A 17397-nucleotide genomic window follows, 5' to 3' on the forward strand; every position below is an offset into this window, starting at 1 on the left:
CGTCCCCGTGGTCCCGGGCACCTGGCCTTTCCTGACGCGCCCTCATGGAGCGAGGGAGAAGTAGTTCTCCTCCTCCTGCGTGAAGTGCAGCCGCAGGACGGTGTCGAGGCCGTAGAGGCAGGATCGCAGGTCGTCGAGTTGTCCGGGGGCCAGGCCGCCGTGTGCGTGGGCCAGTTCGAGGTGGGTGGCGATGCGCCGCGAGAGGCGTTCGATCTCGGTGTGGGCGCGGCTCATGGTGGCGGTGGCCTCGGGGCCGCCGAGGGTGGGGGCGAGTGCGGGATAGAGCTCGTGCTCCTCGGCGTACTCGTGGGGCAGCAGCCGTTCGACGAGCAGGCGATGGGTCTCTTCGAGGGCGGTGAGGGCCGCGGGGCCGGGTGCGTCGGAGAGACGGTCGGCTGTGTCGCGTACGGCGTCGAGGACGTCCTGGAGGTCGTGGTGCTCGTCGGCGAAGCGGTGGATGAGGGCTTCGGCGGCGGGAGTGACGGCCGGGTGTGCTCCCTGGCCCACGCGCAGGGCGCGCAGGGCATTGAGGATGACGGCGACGTCGATGCCTTCCTGGAGCAGCGCGCCGGCGGCGGGCGCGAGCAGGCCGACCGCGGCCGCGGCCATGGCGGCCAGGGACAACAGCATGCCGCCCAGGGCGCTCTGCACGGCGATGCGGCGGGCGCGCTGGGCGATGACGACGGCGTCGGCGAGACGGTCGACACGGTCGGTGGTCAGGACGATGTCGGCGGCCTCGGAGGACGCGGTGGAGCCGCGCGCGGCCATGGCGACGCCGATGTCGGCGGCGGCCAGGGCCGGGGCGTCGTTGACCCCGTCGCCCACCATCACGGTCACGGCGTGCTCGCGTTCGGCGCGCACCGCGGCGACCTTGTCGGCCGGGCTGAGCTCGGCCCGTACCTCGTCCAGGCCGAGGACGGCGGCGACCTCCTCGGCGGGGGCGGCGCGGTCGCCGGTGAGCATCAGCAGCCGCCGGATGCCTGCCGCACGCAAGTGGCGCAGGGTGCGCGGGGCGTCGTGGCGCAGGGGATCACGCAGCAGGACGGCACCGGCGGGCTCTCCGTCGAGGCTGAGCCAGGCGACGGCCGCGCCGTCGAGGAGGGCACGGTTGTCGACCGGAAGGGGACCTCCGGTCCTTGTGACGGGGCCGGATGGGCGGCTTCCGGGCCGGGTGGACGTCACGTACTCAGAAGAAGCTGAGAGGTTCCTGTGCCACGCTGGCGCGCCTTGTCGATACGGGAAACCCCCGACGCGCTGGAGGACTTCACCCATGAGCCTGGTCAACGGCCTGCCCGCACACATACTGCTCGTGCACCTCGTCGTGGTCCTTGTTCCGCTGACCGCGTTGGCACTGGTGGTCTGCGCGATCCGGCCGAGGGCGGCACAGCGCCTGGGCGTCGTCCTGCCGTTGCTCGCCCTGGTCACGCTCGTGAGCGTCCCGCTCACCACGGGCGCCGGCGAATGGCTGGAGGGACACGTCGAGAGCAATGCGCTGGTGCGCCGGCACGCCGAGCTCGGCGACGGCCTGCTGCCCTGGGCAGGAGGCCTGTTCGTGCTGGCCGCGGCCGTCTGGTGGGTGACCGGCCGGGCCGCCGCCTCCGGATCAGGCGCCTTTGTCGGCGCACGGTGGTCCGCCGCGCCGGTGCGCGTCGCGGCGGTGGTGCTGTCGCTAGTGGTGGCCGCGGGAGCCGTCGTCGACGTCTACCGCATCGGCGACTCGGGGGCGAAGGCCGCGTGGCAGGACGGGTTCTCCAGGACGGCGTCGGGCGGCGGGGACGACGACTGACCTGCCGTCCGCTCGTTTCGACGGCCGGAGCGGAGTGAGAGAGGTGCGGCGCCCCGCGCCGCCCTCATGTGTCGTCCGTGTGCAGGGCCAGGCGGGGGCAGGCGGCGACGGCGCGCCGGGCGTGGGCACGCAGCCGGTCGGGGACCGTCGGGTCCTTGAGAACGGGGTAGCCCCACTCGTCGAGATCGATCAGCTCGGGGAGCAGTTCGCCGCACAGGCCTTGCCCGGTGCAGGCGATGCGGTCGACGCGCAGGGTCCTGTGGTTCGGGGTCATCGCCAGGTGTCCGGTGCTGTGGCGGGCGGCACGGGGATCCGTGGCGGCCGGTGGGCCGCGGGACAGGCGCCGCGGGCGAGGTGGCGGTCGACGTCGTCGGCGAAGGCGCTCAGGGCGGAAGCGGCCAAGCGGGCGGCACCGTCCGGGTGGCGGCAGGCACCTCGGTCCGGCAGCAGACCGGTCCGTCGGCGCAGGCGGGACAGCAGCTCCGGGTGGCTCTGCCCGGCGGCCAGCGCGGCGAAGTCCTCGGCCACGGCCGGCAGCCCGTAACGGCACGGGCCGCACTGGCGGGCGCTCTGGGCCCCCAGGAACGCGAGTATCCGAGCCGTCTCGAGGAGCCCGCAGGCCGAGCGGGGAAGCGCGATCAGCACGCCCGCGCCCGGTGCGGCGCCCAGCGGAGCGAGGTCGCGGCGGGTGAGGGGTGTGTGCAGGTCCTCCGCGGGCAGCCAGGTGCCGGCGAAGCCGCCGACCAGGAGGGCCCGCACGGGTTCCGTGGTGTCCCCGGCACGGCCGAGAGCCGTGTCGAGCGGGATGCCGAGCGGTACTTCCCCCACACCGGGAGCGGTGACTGCCCCGGAGACGGTGATCATCATGGTGCCGGGTTCGTCCGGCGTGCCGGCCCGCCTGAACCAGTCCGGTCCGTGGCGGGCGATGAGGGCCAGGTGGGCGAGGGTCTCCGCGTTGTGGACGAGGGTGGGGCGTCGGGCGACGCCGCGTTCGTGGCTGTGCGGAGGGTTGCCCCGCGGTCGGGCCGGGCCGCCGTCGAGCCAGCGCACCAATGAGGTCGACTCGCTGGAGACGTAGCCGTGCGGCAGGGCGTGCAGTCGGATCCGGACGGGGTCGAGGCGGGCGCTCCGCCGCTCCTCCACGGCGTTGCCGAGACGGCGCTGCTGGGCGGTGCGGGTCCGGGGAAGGCACACATGGACGGTGTCCGCCCCGACCTGGACCGCCGCGAGGACGGCGCCGTCGAGGACCAGATGAGGTGCCACGGCGATGAGGAACTGGTCCTTGCGGCTGGCGGGTTCGCTCTCCATGGCGTTGACGACGACCACGGGCCGGCCGCGACCGGCCGCCACGCTGCGCATCTTCCGGGCCGTCGGGAACCCGGCACCACCGCGTCCGGTGAGACCGGCCGCTTCGACGGCGTCCACCAGCGACCCCCGCGCGTCGGTGGTCCTGCGGAGTGCTTCCCGGTGCCGCAGGTGATCGCCCAGGGTGGCCGGTCGCCCGGTGGCCCGCCAGTCCGCCAGCAGCCGGGCCGTGTACCCGTCCGGTCCGGGCGTGGGCGGTGCGGGTGTGAAGGACGCAGTCGAGGAGTTCACCGTCCGCCCCCGATCAGGAGTGCCGCCGTGGCGGCTCGGTGGGACCAGCCGGGCTGAAGCGGCCCGGCGGCCAGGAACGCGGTGAGCACCACCGGTACGGCGGACGCGGTCACGGCAGCCGCCAGGCGCCCGGCCACCCGCCCCGGACCGGCCTTCGCCAGGCGCCACCACACGGCGGTCACCACGCAGGCCAGGCACGCGGCGTAGAGCCACAGCTGAAGGGGGAGGCGGGTGTCGGTACCCGAACCGGCGCCGTGGAAGAGGGCGAGCGGCCAGGCGGCGTAGGCCAGCCAGTGCACGGCCTTCCAGCGCCGCACCCCCAGCCTCAGCCGCAGCACGCTGGTGACCAGCACGGCGAGCAGCAGATCGGCCGCGGCTGCCCCGAGCCCGAGCCAGAGCGGGCGGTACGACGCCCCGAAGGGGACCAAGGCCACCGCCCACCCGAGGTGCACGAACGGATCGAGCACCGCCGTCACCACGTGCGCGGCGAGGAACACCAGGGTCAGCAGGGACAGATTGCGGTGCAGCAGGGCGATCTCGAACCGGCCGATCCGGCGCGGTGCGGACCGTCCGCCGGAGGCGATCCCGAGCACCACGGTGGCGGTGAGGAGGATCAGCGCGAGGGTCCCGCCCGCGCGGCCGGCGTACCACAGGGGGCTGCCGGTCAGAGCGACGGTCGTCATCGTGGGCCTCCGAGGTCGGGAGCCGGTGAGTCGGACGGCCAGCCACCGAGACGTACGACAGCGCCGTCGAGACCGATCAGACGGGCGGGCAGGCCGGTGGCCCGCAGCCAGTGCAGGGCGCGCTCACCGAGCACGACCGCCGCCGTACTCGCGGCATTGGCGTCCACGCAGGTGGCGGCGGCGACGGTGACCGTGCGCCACACGACCGGGGCCGGTTCCCCGGTGCCGGGGTCGACGATGTGGTGCAGGACGCGTCCGCCGCGCCGCCAGGTGCGCACCCGGATGCCGGAGGTCGCCAGGCCCCCGCCGGCCACGGCCACCGCGGGGCCCGGCTCCGTCACGGACCGCGCGTGGTCCTCGGCGAGCGCGATCCGCCATCCGCCCGCCGGCGCCGGCCCCGCCACGGCCAGGTCGCCCCCGAGGCCGACCAGCACCCCGCAGCCGGCCGCCGCGGTGGCCTGCTCGGCGGCACGGTCGGCGGCGAGTGCCTTGGCGGTGGCGCCCAGGTCGAGACGGGTGTGCGGGGGCAGGCGGAGTTGCCGGGTGCGCGGGTTCCACCTGATCTTCCGCCAGCCGGGCGACGGGCGTCCGACCGGCACTGGGCGAGCGTCGTCGGGGCGTACCGAGGCGAAGGTACGGTCGTAGCCGAGGGCGATCACCGCGCTGCCCACCGTCGGGTCGACGGCGCTACCGGTGACCCTCGCGGCCCACAGGGCGGCCTGGAGCGCTTGCGCGAAGCGCTCGCTCACTGTCGTCGGGGCACCTGCGCCCAGGTTGACGCGGGAGAGTTCGGAGTCCGGCCGGAAGCGACTACAGGTCAGGTCGACCGCTCGGAGTTCGGCGCGCAGAACCTCTTCCGCGACGGACAGGGCGCCCGGGTCCGTGACGAGCAGGGTGGCGGTGGTGCCCAGGGCGGGGAAGACGACCTCGGCCGGGGAGGGGACCGGCGTATGTGTGGTCATGACGCCCCCGTCGTCGTGTGCGGCTGCTGTTGGGTGGGAGCCGGTGTCCGGGCGGGAGGCTGCGGTGCCGGTCGCGAGGCAGGGGCCGCGCCCTCGTCCCCGTCGTCCTCGTGATGGCCGTTCCCCTCGTCATCTCCCGAGGCCGGGACGGAGGACGAGGCCGCCGGGTTCTGCACGGACGGCGTGACGGCCGGTGCCGGAGATGCCGGTCCTGCGGGCAGCAGATGCGTGTAGAGGCTGCCCAGCCCGGCCGCACCCGCCACGGCGCTGACGGCGATCCACCGCGTCAGACGGCGGCTGCGGCGCAGGCCACGATCACGCGCGAGCGGGGACCCGGTCGGGGGCGCCGGAGGAAAGTCGTCGGGTGAGGATGCCATGGCGGGGCTCCTGGAGGATCAGCGGCCGGTTCGGCCGCGCACACCTCCAGGCTGTGCCCACGGTTCGGAGGAACCGGCTCACGTCTTCTTCGGATCCGGTAAAGATCTCGGTCCGCCGGTTCGCTCCGGCCACAGCGGAAGCTCCATCACGACAGTCAGCCCGCCCCCTGGGGTGTCCTCCAGCCACACCGTGCCGCCGTTGACGGTGACGAGGCGGTGGACGATGGCGAGCCCCAGCCCGGTACCGCCGGCCTCGGGATTGCCGAACCGGCGGAAGGCGACCGCCTTCGCATCGGTCGTCATCCCGGGACCGTCGTCCCGGACGCGCAACCGGGCGGTGCCCCCGGCCGCCCGGCCGTCGATGCGGATGCTTCCGCCGGAGGGCACCGCGTCCACGGCGTTGGCGATCAGGTTGTCGAGGATCTGCTCCAGGTGACCCGCTCCCAGCGCGACGGTCGGACCCTCACCGCCGGATCCGGCGGCCAGCCGGACGCCGCGCTCCTCGGCGACGGGCGCCCAGGCGGCCACCCGCTCGCCCAGCACCTCGGCCACCCGCACGGGGGTCGGGCGTGGTGTGGCCTGCTCGGCACGCGCGACCGCCAGCAGTCCATCGACGAGCCGGGACAAGCGGGAGATCTCCTCCTGGGCGGCGGCGAGATCGGCGGCCGTGGCGTCGTCCGAGCCGGCGGCCAGGACATCGAGGCGCAGCCGCAGCGCGGCCAGCGGGGTGCGCAGTTGATGGGACACGTCCGCGATCACGGCTCGATGCCCGTGCACCAGGGCTTCCGTCCGCGCCGCCATCGTGTTGAAGGTGGCGGCGAGGCGGCGCACCTCGGGCGGACCTGCTCCCACATCGGCCCGCTCGTCCAGAGCGCCCTCTCCCAGCCGCTGCGCCGAAGCGTCCAGTGTCGACAGTGGCCGGCTCACCCAGCGTGCGAGGCGGACGGACAGCAGGACGGAGGCGGCGAGCCCCGCGACACCGATGGCCGCGGACCAGCCCCAGATCGCGGCGATCCGGGCATCGAGGGGAGTCGCGGAACGGGCCAGGACCACGGCGCCGGCGGGCGCGCGCACGTCACCGGCGGGTTCCGCGGTCAGCAGGCGCCCCTCACTCTCCGGGGGCTCCGGCTCGCGTCCGCGCAGCACGTCCTCGACCAACTCCTCCGCCTCGTCCCCTCGCGCCGCCTCGCACCGCGTACCGGTCACGAGGCGTGCGGAGGAGTCGTACACGGCGACGCAGTCACCCGCCCGCGCCGCGGCAGCGATCTCCTTGCGTACGACGGTGTCGGGTTTGCCGTCGGAGAGGTGTTCCTCCGCTGCCGCGGCGATCACCCGGGTGGCCGCGCGCTGGCTGTCGCGGTGGGCGACACGCTCGCGTGCCGTCAGCGACACGGCCAGCGGTACCACCGCCAGCATCAGCAGCACACAGGTCAGGACCAGGAGCGTCCAGACGATCCGCCGGGTCACGGCTGCTCCGGGGATGCCTGGACGGTCCCGAGGCGGAAGCCGTGGCCGTAGACCGTCTCCACGAGCCCGGGCACGTCGAGTTTGCGGCGCAGCGCCGCGATGTGGACGTCCAGCACCTTCGTCGGTCCGTACCAGTGGGAGTCCCAGGCCCGCTCCAGGATCTGCTGCCGGCTCAGCACCCGGCCCGGATCGGCGGCCAGGCACTCGAGGATGCCGAACTCCTTCGGCGTCAGCGCCACCGCACGTCCGTCCACCGACACCTGCCGGGTGCGCAGGTCGAGGGTGAGCGGCCCGTGCCGGACGATCTCCGGCCCGGCTGGACGCCGCCGACGCAGCACCGCACGGATGCGCGCCAGCAGCTCCGCCAGTCCGAACGGCTTGACCAGGTAGTCGTCGGCTCCCTCGTCGAGAGCCACCACCCGGTCCGCCTCCTCGCCGCGTGCGGTGACCGCGATGATCGCGGCGTCCGAGCGGGCCCGCAGCCTCCGGCACACCTCGACACCGTCGATGTCGGGCAGCCCCAGATCCAGCAGGACGACGTCGGGTGAGTCGGCGGCCAGCGCGGCGCCGCCGGTGCGGACGTCCTCGACGGCGTAACCGGCCTGCCGCAGCCCGCGTACCAACGACTCCGCGATACCGCGGTCGTCCTCCACGACCAGTACCCGCGTCTCCTCGGCCGCGCCGGCCTCCGTGTTCATCCGGGTCGTTCGCCTCCTCGGCGGTGCGATCGACGCCACCGGCCGCTCTTCGAGGACCTAGGGGGTGTCTGACACGCGCCACATGCTGGCCCCGGCGCTCTTTCGAACCGGGCCGGATCTCGCAGGCCGCGAAGTTCGCGATCATGATGCAGCCGGTCTCCGTCTGCCACCAGTTGTCGTGCACCGGCAGGCCCAGCACGTCCTGACCCCACACGACGGCCTCCGGGTTGAGGGGCTCGCCCACGGAGGCGATGAAGCGCAGGGCGGAGAGGTCGTGCGAGCGCGGCAGGTCGTAGGGGCCCTGGCGTGGTGTGGAGCGCATCAGCATCCGCAGGGCCGTCGGGGCGGTGTACCAGACGCTGACCCGCTGCCCGCCGAGGATCCGGTACCAGCGCCGTGCATCGTAGTCACCCTCGTCGACGACCACCGTCACACCGTGCACGAGCGGGGCGAGGACGCCGTACGACATGCCGGTGACCCATCCGGGGTCGGCGGTGCACCAGTACACGTCCCCGGGACGCAGGTCGAGTGCGTAGGCGGCCGTGGCGTAGTGGGCGACGACCGCCTCGTGGACGTGGACCGCGCCTTTCGGAGTGCCGGTGGTGCCGCTGGTGAAGTGCAGGAGGGCCATGTCGTCGGGGGACGTCGACGGGATGGTGAAGGTGTCCGACGCGGTGGACATCAGGTCGTCGAAGGAGGCGGTGCCGGGCAGGTCCGCCGCGCCCGGTCCGACGATGAGGACGTGTTCCAGGTCCGGGAGCGACGCGCGGCGCCCGGCGACCTTGCGCCGGTAGAGGTCCGCGGTGGTGACCAGGACCCGCGCGTCACCGAGGCGCAGCCGCTGCTCGACCGGGTCGGGGCCGAAGGCCGAGAACAGCGGGCACAGGACGCTGGTGCGCTTCAACGTGCCCAGCACCGTGGTGTACAGCTCCGGGCAGCGCCCGAGCAGCGTGAACACCCGGTCCCCGCGGCCGACGCCGAGGGACCGCAGGACGTTCGCGAAGCGGGCCGTGCGACGCGCCAGTTCGGCGTACGTGACGGTGGAGACGGTGTCGTCCCGGGCCACGCAGATCAGCGCCGTCCTGCCGGCCCGGGCGCAGGCCGCGTGCCGGTCCACCGCCTCGTGGGCCATGTTGAGGCCGCCCCCGGGAAGCCCGGTCAGTTCCGCACGCGCCTGCGACCAGGTGAAGGCCGAACAGGTCGCTTCGTAGTCGGCGAGACGTGGCGGGACGACGGGGCGGGTGTCCTTGGTGATGGTTTCCCAGTGCATCGGTGCTCCTCCCGGCACTGCCCCGGTCTCCAGGGTCGCCGAGCGAGGTGGTGACCGCACATCGGCCGTGCTGCGTCGTCCGCCGCAGCGATCGGGCGCATTCCCGGTGTGCCGCGGAGCCGGGGGCCGCCCACTTCTCGCGGGCCCGGATCACACGGTGCGCGGCTCCGTCTCCGCTTCTCCGTGTCTCCTGGTGGCCCTCGGCTCATTTCCAGGACACCTCTGTGCGCGGGGGCTGGGCAGGGGCCGAAAGGCCCTGCTGCTCGGCCGGGGGACCCATGCCCCGCGCTCCGGTCGGCCCGTCGCGGTCGTGCCCCGGATGTCGGGCCGGGCCATCCGGGATCGGACCGGAAACCGGCCATCAGGGACCTTCGGCCCATGCCACGGACTCGGCCGTGTCCGAGACTGAACCAGGATGGGGGAAGGGACCAGCGACCGCTGGAGGCCGATCCATGGACGCGCAAGGCCCGCCGAACACATCGGGTTCGCCCTCGCCGCGCAGTGAGCACGGACTGCCGGGCGTCAATCCGCTGAGGCGTCCGTCCGACAGTTTCGAGTCGTGGTTCCGCCGCATCCTGCTGACCCTCCTGGTCGTGGGGCTGCCGGTCGTCGCCTACACAACGGGAACGACTGCGTACGAGGCGTCCATGCACGCCGTCCGGGCCCAGGCGGCGCAACGGCACGAGGTCGTGGCCCGGCTGACCGCGGACGTCGAGCGAAACCACAACGCGGCGAAGCAGTCGGCGCAGGTCAGCTGGACCGACGCGGCCGGAGTCGTACGGACCGGAACCGCCCTGGCGGATCCGGGAACGACGAAGGGCACCCCCTTGCACGTGTGGGTGAGCCGGAACGGAACCGTCACCGGCCCGCCCATGAGCACACTCAACGCGAAGAGCACCGGATGGGTGGCGGGCGGTGCGGCGGCGTACGGCATGGCTCTCGGGATCTACGGACTCCGGGTGGGCACGCGTCTGCTGCTGGACCGCAGAAGGTACGCGCAATGGGACGCCGAGTGGGAGCGAGCGGAGCCGCTGTGGTCGGCGCGCTTTCGCCGGTGAGTCGGCACTGGACGCGGCGCGCAAGCCGAGGAGGTTGCACTCATGTCGGACGCGACGACCACCGACCTGTACGAAGTCACGATGGCCATGTCCTACCTGCGTGAGGGGATGACCGCCCCGGCCACGTTCAGCCTTTTCGTCCGCGATCTGCCTCCGGGGCGCGGCTTCCTGATCGCGGCCGGGACGGAGTCCGCGCTGGACCACCTGTCCGGCTTGCGGGTCGGTCCCGAGGACGTCGACGCCTTCGCCTCGGCCCTGCACCGGCCGCCGGCAGACCTCGAGCCGCTGCTCGGCATGGAGTTCACCGGCCGGGTGCGCGCGGTGCCGGAGGGGAGAGTGGTACTTGCGGGCGAGCCGCTGCTGGAGGTGACGGCGCCGCTGCCGCAAGCGCAACTGGTGGAGACGTATGTGCTGAGCCTGCTCAGCCATCAGACGGCGATCGCCTCGAAGGCCGTGCGCTGTGTGCTCGCCGCGGCGGGTCACCCGGTGGTGGACTTCTCCCTGCGGCGCGCTCACGGCCCACAGGCCGGATTCCAGGCGGCTCGCCTCGGCGCACTGACCGGTTTCGCCGGAACCAGCAACGTGGCCGCGGCGACCGCCCTCGGCATACCGGCCGTCGGCACCATGGCCCACTCCTACGTGGAGGCGTTCGCCTCCGAGGACGACGCGTTCCGCGCCTTCGCCCGCTGCCACCCGGGCCCCGTGACCCTGCTGGTCGACACCTACGACACCGAGGAGGGAGTCCGTCTCGCGGCACGCGTCCTGCGGGACCTGGACCGGGGGCCCGGCAGCGCCGTACGGCTGGACAGCGGCGACCTCGCGGTCCTCGCCGCCCGTGCACGGACGATCCTCGACGGGGCCGCCCTGCCGGATGTGCGGATCGTCGCCAGCGGCGGCCTCGACGAGTACGCCGTGGACGACCTGGTGCGCTCCGGGGCACCGATCGACACCTACGCCGTCGGCACGCGCGTCGGAGTGGCGGCGGACGCACCGTATCTGGACTCCGCCTACAAGATGGTGCAGTTCGACGGCCGTCCGGTCATGAAGCTGTCATCGGCGAAGGTCACCTCACCCGGTCCCAAGCAGGTGTACCGCCGGCCCGGCCGGCCGGACGTGATCGCTCTCGCGGACGAGCCGGCACCGGACGGTGGCGTCGCGCTGCTCGAGACGGTCATGGACAAGGGCCGGCGCACCGCTGAGCCGGCCGCCCTGGAGCAGTCCCGGGCGAGGTGTGCCGCCGACCTGGCCGGTCTGCCGTCCGCGGCCCTGCGGATCCGGAATCCGGTCGCACCCCGAGCCATGACCTCCGAGCGGCTGGACGCGCTCACTGCCCGCGTCCGGCAGGGCATCGAGGACCTCGCATCACATCGTTCGGTATTGCAGCCATGAGGAGTGAAGGCGATGACGCACACATCGGAATGGAAGGTCCGTTTCCACCTCTTCGAGGACGACGACGGAACGACGAAGGCCCATCTGGTGCTGGACACCGGCACCGCGGAGCTCAGCGGCCGCGGGTCCGCGCACTGCCATCCCCGGGACCGCAACGTCCCGGAGATCGGTGACGAGTTGGCGGCAGGCCGTGCGCTGAACGACCTGGCGGGGCAACTGCTGCGAGCCGCCGAGCGCGATATCGAGGGAGTGGGCGCGACCCGGCCCGACAGGCGCGAGACCGCTGCCTGGTCCCTGTGACCCCGCACGAGGAGCAGCGATGGCACACGCACAAGGGGCCGGGCCGTCGGCCGAGTTCACCCGGGCGACCCCTCGTCGTCGCAAGCGGACGGTGCCGTCACGCACCGTCGGCCCCCGTAGAGGGAACGCGAGGGCACGGGACAGCGTCGCCGTCGGCACGGTGGGCCGCGCAGCGAGTCGCAGGCCGGGTCGTTGTCGCTCAGGATGGAGAGAGAGTCGGAGGGCTCGACCGGTCTCGCCTCTCGGGGCGCAGCGGTACGCCGAGCGGCCGCGTGCCGCTGTGATGTCACCACGTCGCGCGGAGAAGGGAAGAAGCCATGCGGGTGGGAGTACTGACCGGCGGCGGTGACTGTCCCGGCCTCAACGCCGTGATCCGCAGCGTCGTCCGCAAGGGCGTCCAGGAATACGGTTTCGACTTCGTCGGTCTGCGCGACGGGTGGCTCGGTGCGCTCCGTGGCCATGTCGTGCCCCTCGACGTCGCGAGCGTGCGCGGGATCCTGCCACGGGGAGGCACCGTTCTCGGTTCGTCTCGCACCAATCCGTTCAAGCACGACGACGGACCGCGGCGCATAGAGGACACCCTCGCGGCACACGGGATCGACGCACTCGTCGTGATCGGTGGTGAGGACACGCTGGGGGCGGCCGGTGAGCTGAGCCGCCGGGGTCTGCGCCTCGTCGGCGTGCCGAAGACCATCGACAACGACGTGGCGGGCACCGACTACACCTTCGGATTCGACACCGCCGTCGGCATCGCCACCGAAGCCATCGACCGTCTGCACACCACCGCGGAATCGCACATGCGGGCCCTGGTGGTCGAGGTGATGGGGAGGCATTCGGGGTGGATCGCCCTGCACGCCGGAGTCGCGGGTGGCGCCAACGTGATCCTCGTCCCGGAGCGACCGTTCGACATCGAGCAGGTCTGTGCGTGGGTGCAGAGCCGATTCAGGTTCAACTACGCGCCGATCGTCGTCGTTGCCGAGGGAGCCGTACCCAAAGAGGGGCAGATGGTCCTGAAGGACCGGTCGCGGGACGAGTACGGCCATGTGCGGCTGTCCGGCATCGGCGAGTGGCTGGCCCTGGAGATCGCGCGGCGGACCGGCAAGGACGCCCGCACCACGGTCCTCGGCTACATCCAGCGCGGCGGCTCACCGAGCGCATTCGACCGATGGCTCGCCACGCGCTTCGGCCTGCACGCCGTGGACGCCGTCAAGGACGGCGATTTCGGCACGATGACGGCCCTTCGGGGAACACAGATCGTCCGCGTTCCCCTTCCCGACGCCCATACCGGCACCAAGGTGGTGGACGACTCGCTCTACGACGAGTTCGAGGTGTTCTTCGGCTGACCCGTGTTCAGCCCCGCGGATCGACCTCGATACGCACAGCGGTGACCTTGTATTCCGGGCACGACGTGACGGTGTCCGCGTGGTCGGAGGTGAGACGGTTCACTCCGCTCGCCGGGAAGTGGAAGGAGCTGAACACCTGACCCGGTGAGGTCTGTTCGCCGACGCGGGCGATGAGCCGGGCCCGGCCGTGGCGGCTCTCCACGATGAGCCGTGCACCGTTTCGTACCGCGTAGCGGGCGGCGTCGTCGGGGTGCAGGTCGAGATGGTCGACGGGATCGAGCGCGAGGTTGCCGCCACGACGGGTCATGCTGCCGGAGTTGTAGTGCGCCCAGCGCCGTCCGGTGACCAGGAGCAGGGGGAAGTCGGCGTCGGGTTGCTCACCCGGCGGGAGGTAGGGCGCCGTGGTGAGGTGAGCCAGCCCGTCCGGTGTGGCGAACCGCTCCGCGTACAGTTTGCTCTCCCCCGGGTGACCGGGGTGAGGGCAGGGCCAGGGCACGGCGCCCTCCCGGTCCAGCCGTTCATGGGAGAGACCCGCGAACATGGGCGCGACCCGCCCGCATTCGGACAAGGCGTGGGCCGGAGTGGGGCACCCCAGGTCCGTTCCCATCGCGGCGGCGACGGCACGGACGATGTCGAAGTCGCTCCGCGTCTCACCCGGCGCGGGCACGGCGGGGCGGACCCGTTGAAATCTGCGGTCGAAGTTGACGAAGGTGCCGTCCTTCTCCAGCCATGACGTGGCCGGCAGGACGACATCGCAGTGGCGGGCCGTCTCCGACAGGAAGAGTTCGTTGCACACGACGAGCGGACACGCCCTGAGGGCCTCCGCCACCCGGTCGCTGTCGGGGTCGGTGGCACAGACGTCCTCGCCGATGATCCACAGCGCCCGCAGTTCCCCGGCCCGCGCGGCGGCGAACATGTCCGGGATCCTCAGGCCCGGGCGGTCCGGGACCCGGCCACCCCACACCGCTTCCGCCCGGGACCTCGCGCCAGGGTCGGTGACCTTCCCGTAGCCGGGCAGCAGGTCGGGCAGGGCGCCCATGTCCGAGGCCCCCTGGACGTTGTTCTGGCCACGCAGCGGATTGATGCCGTACCCGCGGTCGGTGCCGACGGCGCCGCGCAGGATCGCCAGGTTGGCCAAGGAACGCACACCGTCCGTGCCGTGCAGATGCTCGGTGACGCCGAGCCCGTACACGATGGCCGGCCGCTCCGCCCTGCCGTACAGTCGCGCGGCGGCGACCAGGTCCTCGGCAGGTACTCCGGTGATCGCCGAGACCCGGTCGGGCGGGTAGTCCTCCAGCAGCGCGGTGAGTTCCGGCAGACCGGTGGCCCGCTCGCGCAGGAAGTCCTCGTCGGCCAGTCCTTCGGCGAGCAGAATGTGGGCGAGCCCGTGGAAGAGCGCGACGTTCGTGCCGGGCCGCGGTCTCAGATGTGCGTCGGCGTGGAGGGCGAGTCCCACCGCGCGGGGGTCGGCGACGATCAGTCCGGCTCCGCCGTGCAGTACACGCCGCAGGAGGCGAGCGCCGACCACCGGATGGGCTTCGACGGGATTGGCGCCGACCACGAGCAGGCAGTCGGACTGCTCCACGTCGTCGAAGCTGTCGGTACCCCCGGAGAGCCCGAGGGAGGCGGTGAGTCCGGCGGCGGAGGGGGAGTGGCACAGCCGCGAGCAGTTGTCGATGTTGTTGGTTCCGACGACGGTCCGCATGAACTTCTGGACGAGGTAGTTCTCCTCGTTGGTGGCGCGGGCCGAGGAGATGGCTGCCACGCAGTCGGCGCCGCCGCCCGTGACGGCCGCACGCAACCCGCGTGCGACCTGGCCGATCGCCTCCTCCCAGGGCACCGGTTCGAGGCGGCCGTCACGCCGCAGCAGAGGCTGGGCAAGCCGTTCGGGGGAGGTGAGATAGCCGTGTGCGAAACGCCCTTTCACACAGGCGTGTCCCTGGTTGACGGGGCCGTCCCGGGCAGGGAGGACGGCCGTGACCTCGCCGTCGGAGGTCACGACGTCCAGGGCGCAGCCGACGCCGCAGTATCCGCACGTCGTGCGCGTCGCGGCTCGCCGGTGGCCGGAGGTGAGCCCGCGCCCCCGCCCGGCTTCGGTGAGCGCGCCGGTGGGGCAGGTGTCCACGCAACCGCCGCAGGACACGCAGTCCGACTGCGCCCAGGGCCCGCCGTTTCCGGGAGCGACCACGGTGTCGGCGCCCCGGCCGGTCAAGGTCAGGGCGAAGGTGCCCTGCACCTCCGCGCACATGCGCACGCACCGCCCGCAGGCGATGCACAGGTCCCGGTCCAGATGCACGTAGGGGTGGGAGTGGTCGACGCCGCGGCCTCCGCCGGCCTGTGCCGCGTCGGGGCCGATGCCCAGTGACCGGCAGAGCTCGGCCAGTTCGCCGGGGTTTTCGGCGGTGAGGGCGCGGGGCGGCAGGGCGCCGGCGATGAGCTCCACCGTGTCCCGGCGCAGATGCCACAGGTAGTCGGCGGCCGCCTCGATGCGCATCCCCGAGACGGCCGGGGTCACGCAGGCCGCCACGACGGCGCCGTCGGCCCGCACCAGACAGGTCCGGCAGGATCCGGCCGGGCTCAGCCGGTCGTCGGAGCAGAGCGCGGGAAGCTCGACCCCGGCGACCCGTACCGCCGTGAGCAGGGGGACCCCCTCGGGAACGGCGACGCTCCTGCCGTCGACCTCGACTTCGATGTCGCCGCCGGTCATGACGCCCAGCCCGCCAGCCGCTCTCCGTAAGCGCGGGCGAGACTGCGCACGGCGGCCGGGATGCGCCGCCCGAACGCGCACAGGCTGGCCTCGGCCAGAATCCGTCCGAGGCGCTCCCATTCAGCGCCGGCCGGCTCATCCGCGGACGCCAGTTGCAGGCCGCGACGTGAGCCCACGCGGCAAGGGGAACAGGCCCCGCAGCTCTCCGCCGCCGCGAACTGCCAGATGTGCCGCAGCGCGTCGTGCGGGGCGATCCGCTGATCGAAGGCGACCAGCCCGGCATGGCCGAGTGCGGCGCCCCGGGCCGCGAGTCCGCCACTCGTCAGCGGTACGTCGAGCGCCTCAGCCGTGAGGAAGCCGCCCAGCGGACCGCCGACTTGCAGTGCGACGAGCTCGCTTCCGTCCCTCAGCCCGCCTCCCAGGTCCATGACGATCCGGCGCAGCGGGGTGCCCAGCTCGACCTCGTACGCCCCCGGCCGGGCGAACCGCTCCGACAGGCAGACCAGTTTCGTCCCGGTCTCTTCCCTGACCCCGCGCCGGGCGTAGGTCTCGCCGCCACGGGAGACGATCCAGGGGAGGGAGGCGAGGGTTTCCACATTGTTGACCACGGTCGGCGCGCCCCACAGACCGTGCCGGGTGGGGTAGGGCGGACGTGGCCTGGCGCAGCCCCGGCCTCCTTCCAGGCTCGCGATCAGGGCGGTCTCCTCGCCGGCGACGTAGGATCCGGCACCTTGCACCACCTCGACGTCCAGGGCGGTGTCCGTGCCGTGCACGGACCGGCCGAAGTGCCCGTCGGTGTAGGCCTGCACCACCGCCTGCCTCATCCGCGCCAGCGCCAGCGGATACTCAGAACGGACCAGGACCACACCCTGCCCGGCACGGCACGCGAAGCACGCCAGGGCCAGACCCTCCAGCACCCGCTCCGGCTCCGCCTCCATCAGAAGCCGGTCGGCGTAGGAGCCGGGATCTCCCTCGTCGCCGTTGGCGACGACGACGGTGCCGTGGGCCCGTCCGGCCGCCTCCCACTTCGCGGCCACCCGGAATCCGGCGCCACCACGTCCTCGCAGCCCCGATGCGGCCACCTCCTGGTGGACCTCGTCCGCCGTGCCCGCCGTGACCACCCGAGGCCAGACCTGCCACGGGGGTTCGCCGGCGACCGTGCCGCCCAGCAGTACGGGGTCACCGGTGGCGTCGGCTGCCGGGATCACCGGTGCCCGGGGGAGTGCGCGTCCCGCCAACTGCCCGGCCAGCTCCGGGCCCGCGCGCGGTGCGTCACCGTCGAGTGCGGCAGGAGCCGCGTAGCAGTATCCGAGGCAGCGGACGGCCTGAAGGGAGATCCCGCCGTCCGGCGAGGCCTCGCCCACGGTCACGCCCAGCTCGTGCTCCACCTCGGTGGGGTGTGCTCCGGCCCGGGCTGCGAAGCACGCCGTGGCCGTGCAGACGCGGACATGACGGCGCCCGTGCGGGGCGGCGAAGTCCGCGTAGTATCCGGCCGGTCCGAGCGCGGCGGCAGCGGGCAGGCCCGTGTCGGCGGCGACGGCCGGAGCCCACGTCTCGGGGTCGTCCGCCGTGAGCGTCCTCGCGCGCGCCAGTGACTCCATCAGTCGGCGCCCCGGTCGGCCGCGCCGGTCGGCCAGGGCCTGAAACGCGTCATAGCGCTCCGCGGGGCCCTCGGTAACCACTCCTTCATCGTGTTGCCGACGGCCGGGGACCGCAATCCGGGCAGTGACGCATCCCGGCGTGCTCCGCTGTGGCTCCTAC

14 protein-coding genes and 2 pseudogenes are annotated in these 17397 nt (G+C 73.1%); 5 read left to right on the plus strand and 11 right to left on the minus strand.

Features of this window, described 5'->3' with window-relative positions:
* Positions 1-42: 42 nt before the first annotated feature.
* A pseudogene (locus tag Saso_RS12020) lies at positions 43-1116 on the minus strand (hemerythrin domain-containing protein); the annotation flags it as partial.
* A gap of 154 nt (positions 1117-1270) precedes the next feature.
* Here Saso_RS12020 and Saso_RS12025 point away from each other — a divergent pair.
* Positions 1271-1786 carry a DUF2231 domain-containing protein gene (locus Saso_RS12025; RefSeq protein WP_189919269.1) on the plus strand — a complete coding sequence of 172 codons (516 nt, stop codon included), beginning with the start codon at positions 1271-1273 and terminating at the stop codon, positions 1784-1786.
* 64 nt (positions 1787-1850) lie between these two features.
* Here the strand turns inward: Saso_RS12025 and Saso_RS12030 are convergent, their stop codons facing one another.
* The 8 genes and pseudogenes from Saso_RS12030 to Saso_RS12065 all read right to left on the minus strand — a co-directional run.
* The gene (locus Saso_RS12030) at positions 1851-2060 is read right to left on the minus strand and encodes a ferredoxin (RefSeq protein WP_189919271.1); all 210 of its coding nucleotides are present in this window, start codon (positions 2058-2060) and stop codon (positions 1851-1853) included.
* Positions 2057-3382, minus strand: coding sequence for an NADH-ubiquinone oxidoreductase-F iron-sulfur binding region domain-containing protein (locus tag Saso_RS12035; RefSeq protein ID WP_189919273.1), 1326 nt, complete (start codon positions 3380-3382; stop codon positions 2057-2059). The genes Saso_RS12030 and Saso_RS12035 overlap by 4 nt, the downstream gene beginning before the upstream one ends.
* Positions 3379-4065, minus strand: coding sequence for a ferric reductase-like transmembrane domain-containing protein (locus Saso_RS12040; RefSeq protein WP_189919275.1), 687 nt, complete (start codon positions 4063-4065; stop codon positions 3379-3381). The genes Saso_RS12035 and Saso_RS12040 overlap by 4 nt, the downstream gene beginning before the upstream one ends.
* On the minus strand, positions 4062-5027 hold the full coding sequence (locus tag Saso_RS12045) for an FAD:protein FMN transferase (protein ID WP_189919277.1): 966 nt from the start codon (positions 5025-5027) through the stop codon (positions 4062-4064). The genes Saso_RS12040 and Saso_RS12045 overlap by 4 nt, the downstream gene beginning before the upstream one ends.
* Entirely contained in the window at positions 5024-5404 is a 381-nt protein-coding gene (locus tag Saso_RS12050) for a hypothetical protein (RefSeq protein WP_189919279.1), read from the minus strand. Before Saso_RS12050 ends, Saso_RS12045 begins: the two co-directional genes overlap by 4 nt.
* Positions 5405-5482: 78 nt before the next feature.
* A complete protein-coding gene (locus Saso_RS12055; RefSeq protein ID WP_189919555.1) occupies positions 5483-6871 on the minus strand; it encodes a sensor histidine kinase in 1389 nt (462 codons plus the stop codon).
* Positions 6868-7569, minus strand: a complete 702-nt coding sequence (locus Saso_RS12060) for a response regulator transcription factor (protein ID WP_189919557.1) — start codon at positions 7567-7569, stop codon at positions 6868-6870. Before Saso_RS12060 ends, Saso_RS12055 begins: the two co-directional genes overlap by 4 nt.
* Before the next feature lie 178 nt (positions 7570-7747).
* Positions 7748-8839 (minus strand): annotated as a pseudogene (locus tag Saso_RS12065) (AMP-binding protein); the annotation flags it as partial.
* A 452-nt stretch (positions 8840-9291) separates the two neighbouring features.
* On the opposite strand from Saso_RS12065, the gene Saso_RS12070 reads away from it, so the two are divergent.
* The 4 genes from Saso_RS12070 (at position 9292) to Saso_RS12085 (ending at position 12929) form a co-directional block, all read left to right on the plus strand.
* The gene (locus tag Saso_RS12070) at positions 9292-9897 is read left to right on the plus strand and encodes an Rv1733c family protein (protein ID WP_189919281.1); all 606 of its coding nucleotides are present in this window, start codon (positions 9292-9294) and stop codon (positions 9895-9897) included.
* Positions 9898-9939: 42 nt separating this feature from the next.
* Positions 9940-11286, plus strand: coding sequence for a nicotinate phosphoribosyltransferase (locus Saso_RS12075; RefSeq protein ID WP_189919282.1), 1347 nt, complete (start codon positions 9940-9942; stop codon positions 11284-11286).
* Positions 11287-11298: 12 nt separating this feature from the next.
* Positions 11299-11586, plus strand: coding sequence for a DUF1876 domain-containing protein (locus Saso_RS12080; protein WP_189919283.1), 288 nt, complete (start codon positions 11299-11301; stop codon positions 11584-11586).
* Between the two features lie 317 nt (positions 11587-11903).
* Positions 11904-12929, plus strand: a complete 1026-nt coding sequence (locus tag Saso_RS12085) for a 6-phosphofructokinase (RefSeq protein ID WP_189919284.1) — start codon at positions 11904-11906, stop codon at positions 12927-12929.
* 7 nt (positions 12930-12936) lie between these two features.
* Here the strand turns inward: Saso_RS12085 and fdhF are convergent, their stop codons facing one another.
* The gene (gene fdhF, locus Saso_RS12090) at positions 12937-15636 is read right to left on the minus strand and encodes a formate dehydrogenase subunit alpha (RefSeq protein ID WP_189919285.1); all 2700 of its coding nucleotides are present in this window, start codon (positions 15634-15636) and stop codon (positions 12937-12939) included.
* Positions 15633-17318: an NAD(P)H-dependent oxidoreductase subunit E gene (locus Saso_RS12095; RefSeq protein ID WP_189919286.1), complete on the minus strand. Its 1686-nt coding sequence runs from the start codon at positions 17316-17318 to the stop codon at positions 15633-15635. The genes fdhF and Saso_RS12095 overlap by 4 nt, the downstream gene beginning before the upstream one ends.
* Positions 17319-17397 lie beyond the last annotated feature (79 nt).

It is taken from the genome of Streptomyces asoensis, from assembly GCF_016860545.1.
GTDB classification, from domain to species: domain Bacteria; phylum Actinomycetota; class Actinomycetes; order Streptomycetales; family Streptomycetaceae; genus Streptomyces; species Streptomyces asoensis.

Coding starts and splice junctions, on each gene's coding strand:
- Saso_RS12080 (WP_189919283.1), top strand. CDS start 11,299: ATGACGCACACATCGGAATGGAAGGTCCGTTTCCACCTCTTCGAGGAC.
- Saso_RS12025 (WP_189919269.1), top strand. CDS start 1,271: ATGAGCCTGGTCAACGGCCTGCCCGCACACATACTGCTCGTGCACCTC.
- fdhF (WP_189919285.1), bottom strand. CDS start 15,636: ATGACCGGCGGCGACATCGAAGTCGAGGTCGACGGCAGGAGCGTCGCC.
- Saso_RS12060 (WP_189919557.1), bottom strand. CDS start 7,569: ATGAACACGGAGGCCGGCGCGGCCGAGGAGACGCGGGTACTGGTCGTG.
- Saso_RS12040 (WP_189919275.1), bottom strand. CDS start 4,065: ATGACGACCGTCGCTCTGACCGGCAGCCCCCTGTGGTACGCCGGCCGC.
- Saso_RS12030 (WP_189919271.1), bottom strand. CDS start 2,060: ATGACCCCGAACCACAGGACCCTGCGCGTCGACCGCATCGCCTGCACC.
- Saso_RS12085 (WP_189919284.1), top strand. CDS start 11,904: ATGCGGGTGGGAGTACTGACCGGCGGCGGTGACTGTCCCGGCCTCAAC.
- Saso_RS12050 (WP_189919279.1), bottom strand. CDS start 5,404: ATGGCATCCTCACCCGACGACTTTCCTCCGGCGCCCCCGACCGGGTCC.
- Saso_RS12075 (WP_189919282.1), top strand. CDS start 9,940: ATGTCGGACGCGACGACCACCGACCTGTACGAAGTCACGATGGCCATG.
- Saso_RS12045 (WP_189919277.1), bottom strand. CDS start 5,027: ATGACCACACATACGCCGGTCCCCTCCCCGGCCGAGGTCGTCTTCCCC.
- Saso_RS12070 (WP_189919281.1), top strand. CDS start 9,292: ATGGACGCGCAAGGCCCGCCGAACACATCGGGTTCGCCCTCGCCGCGC.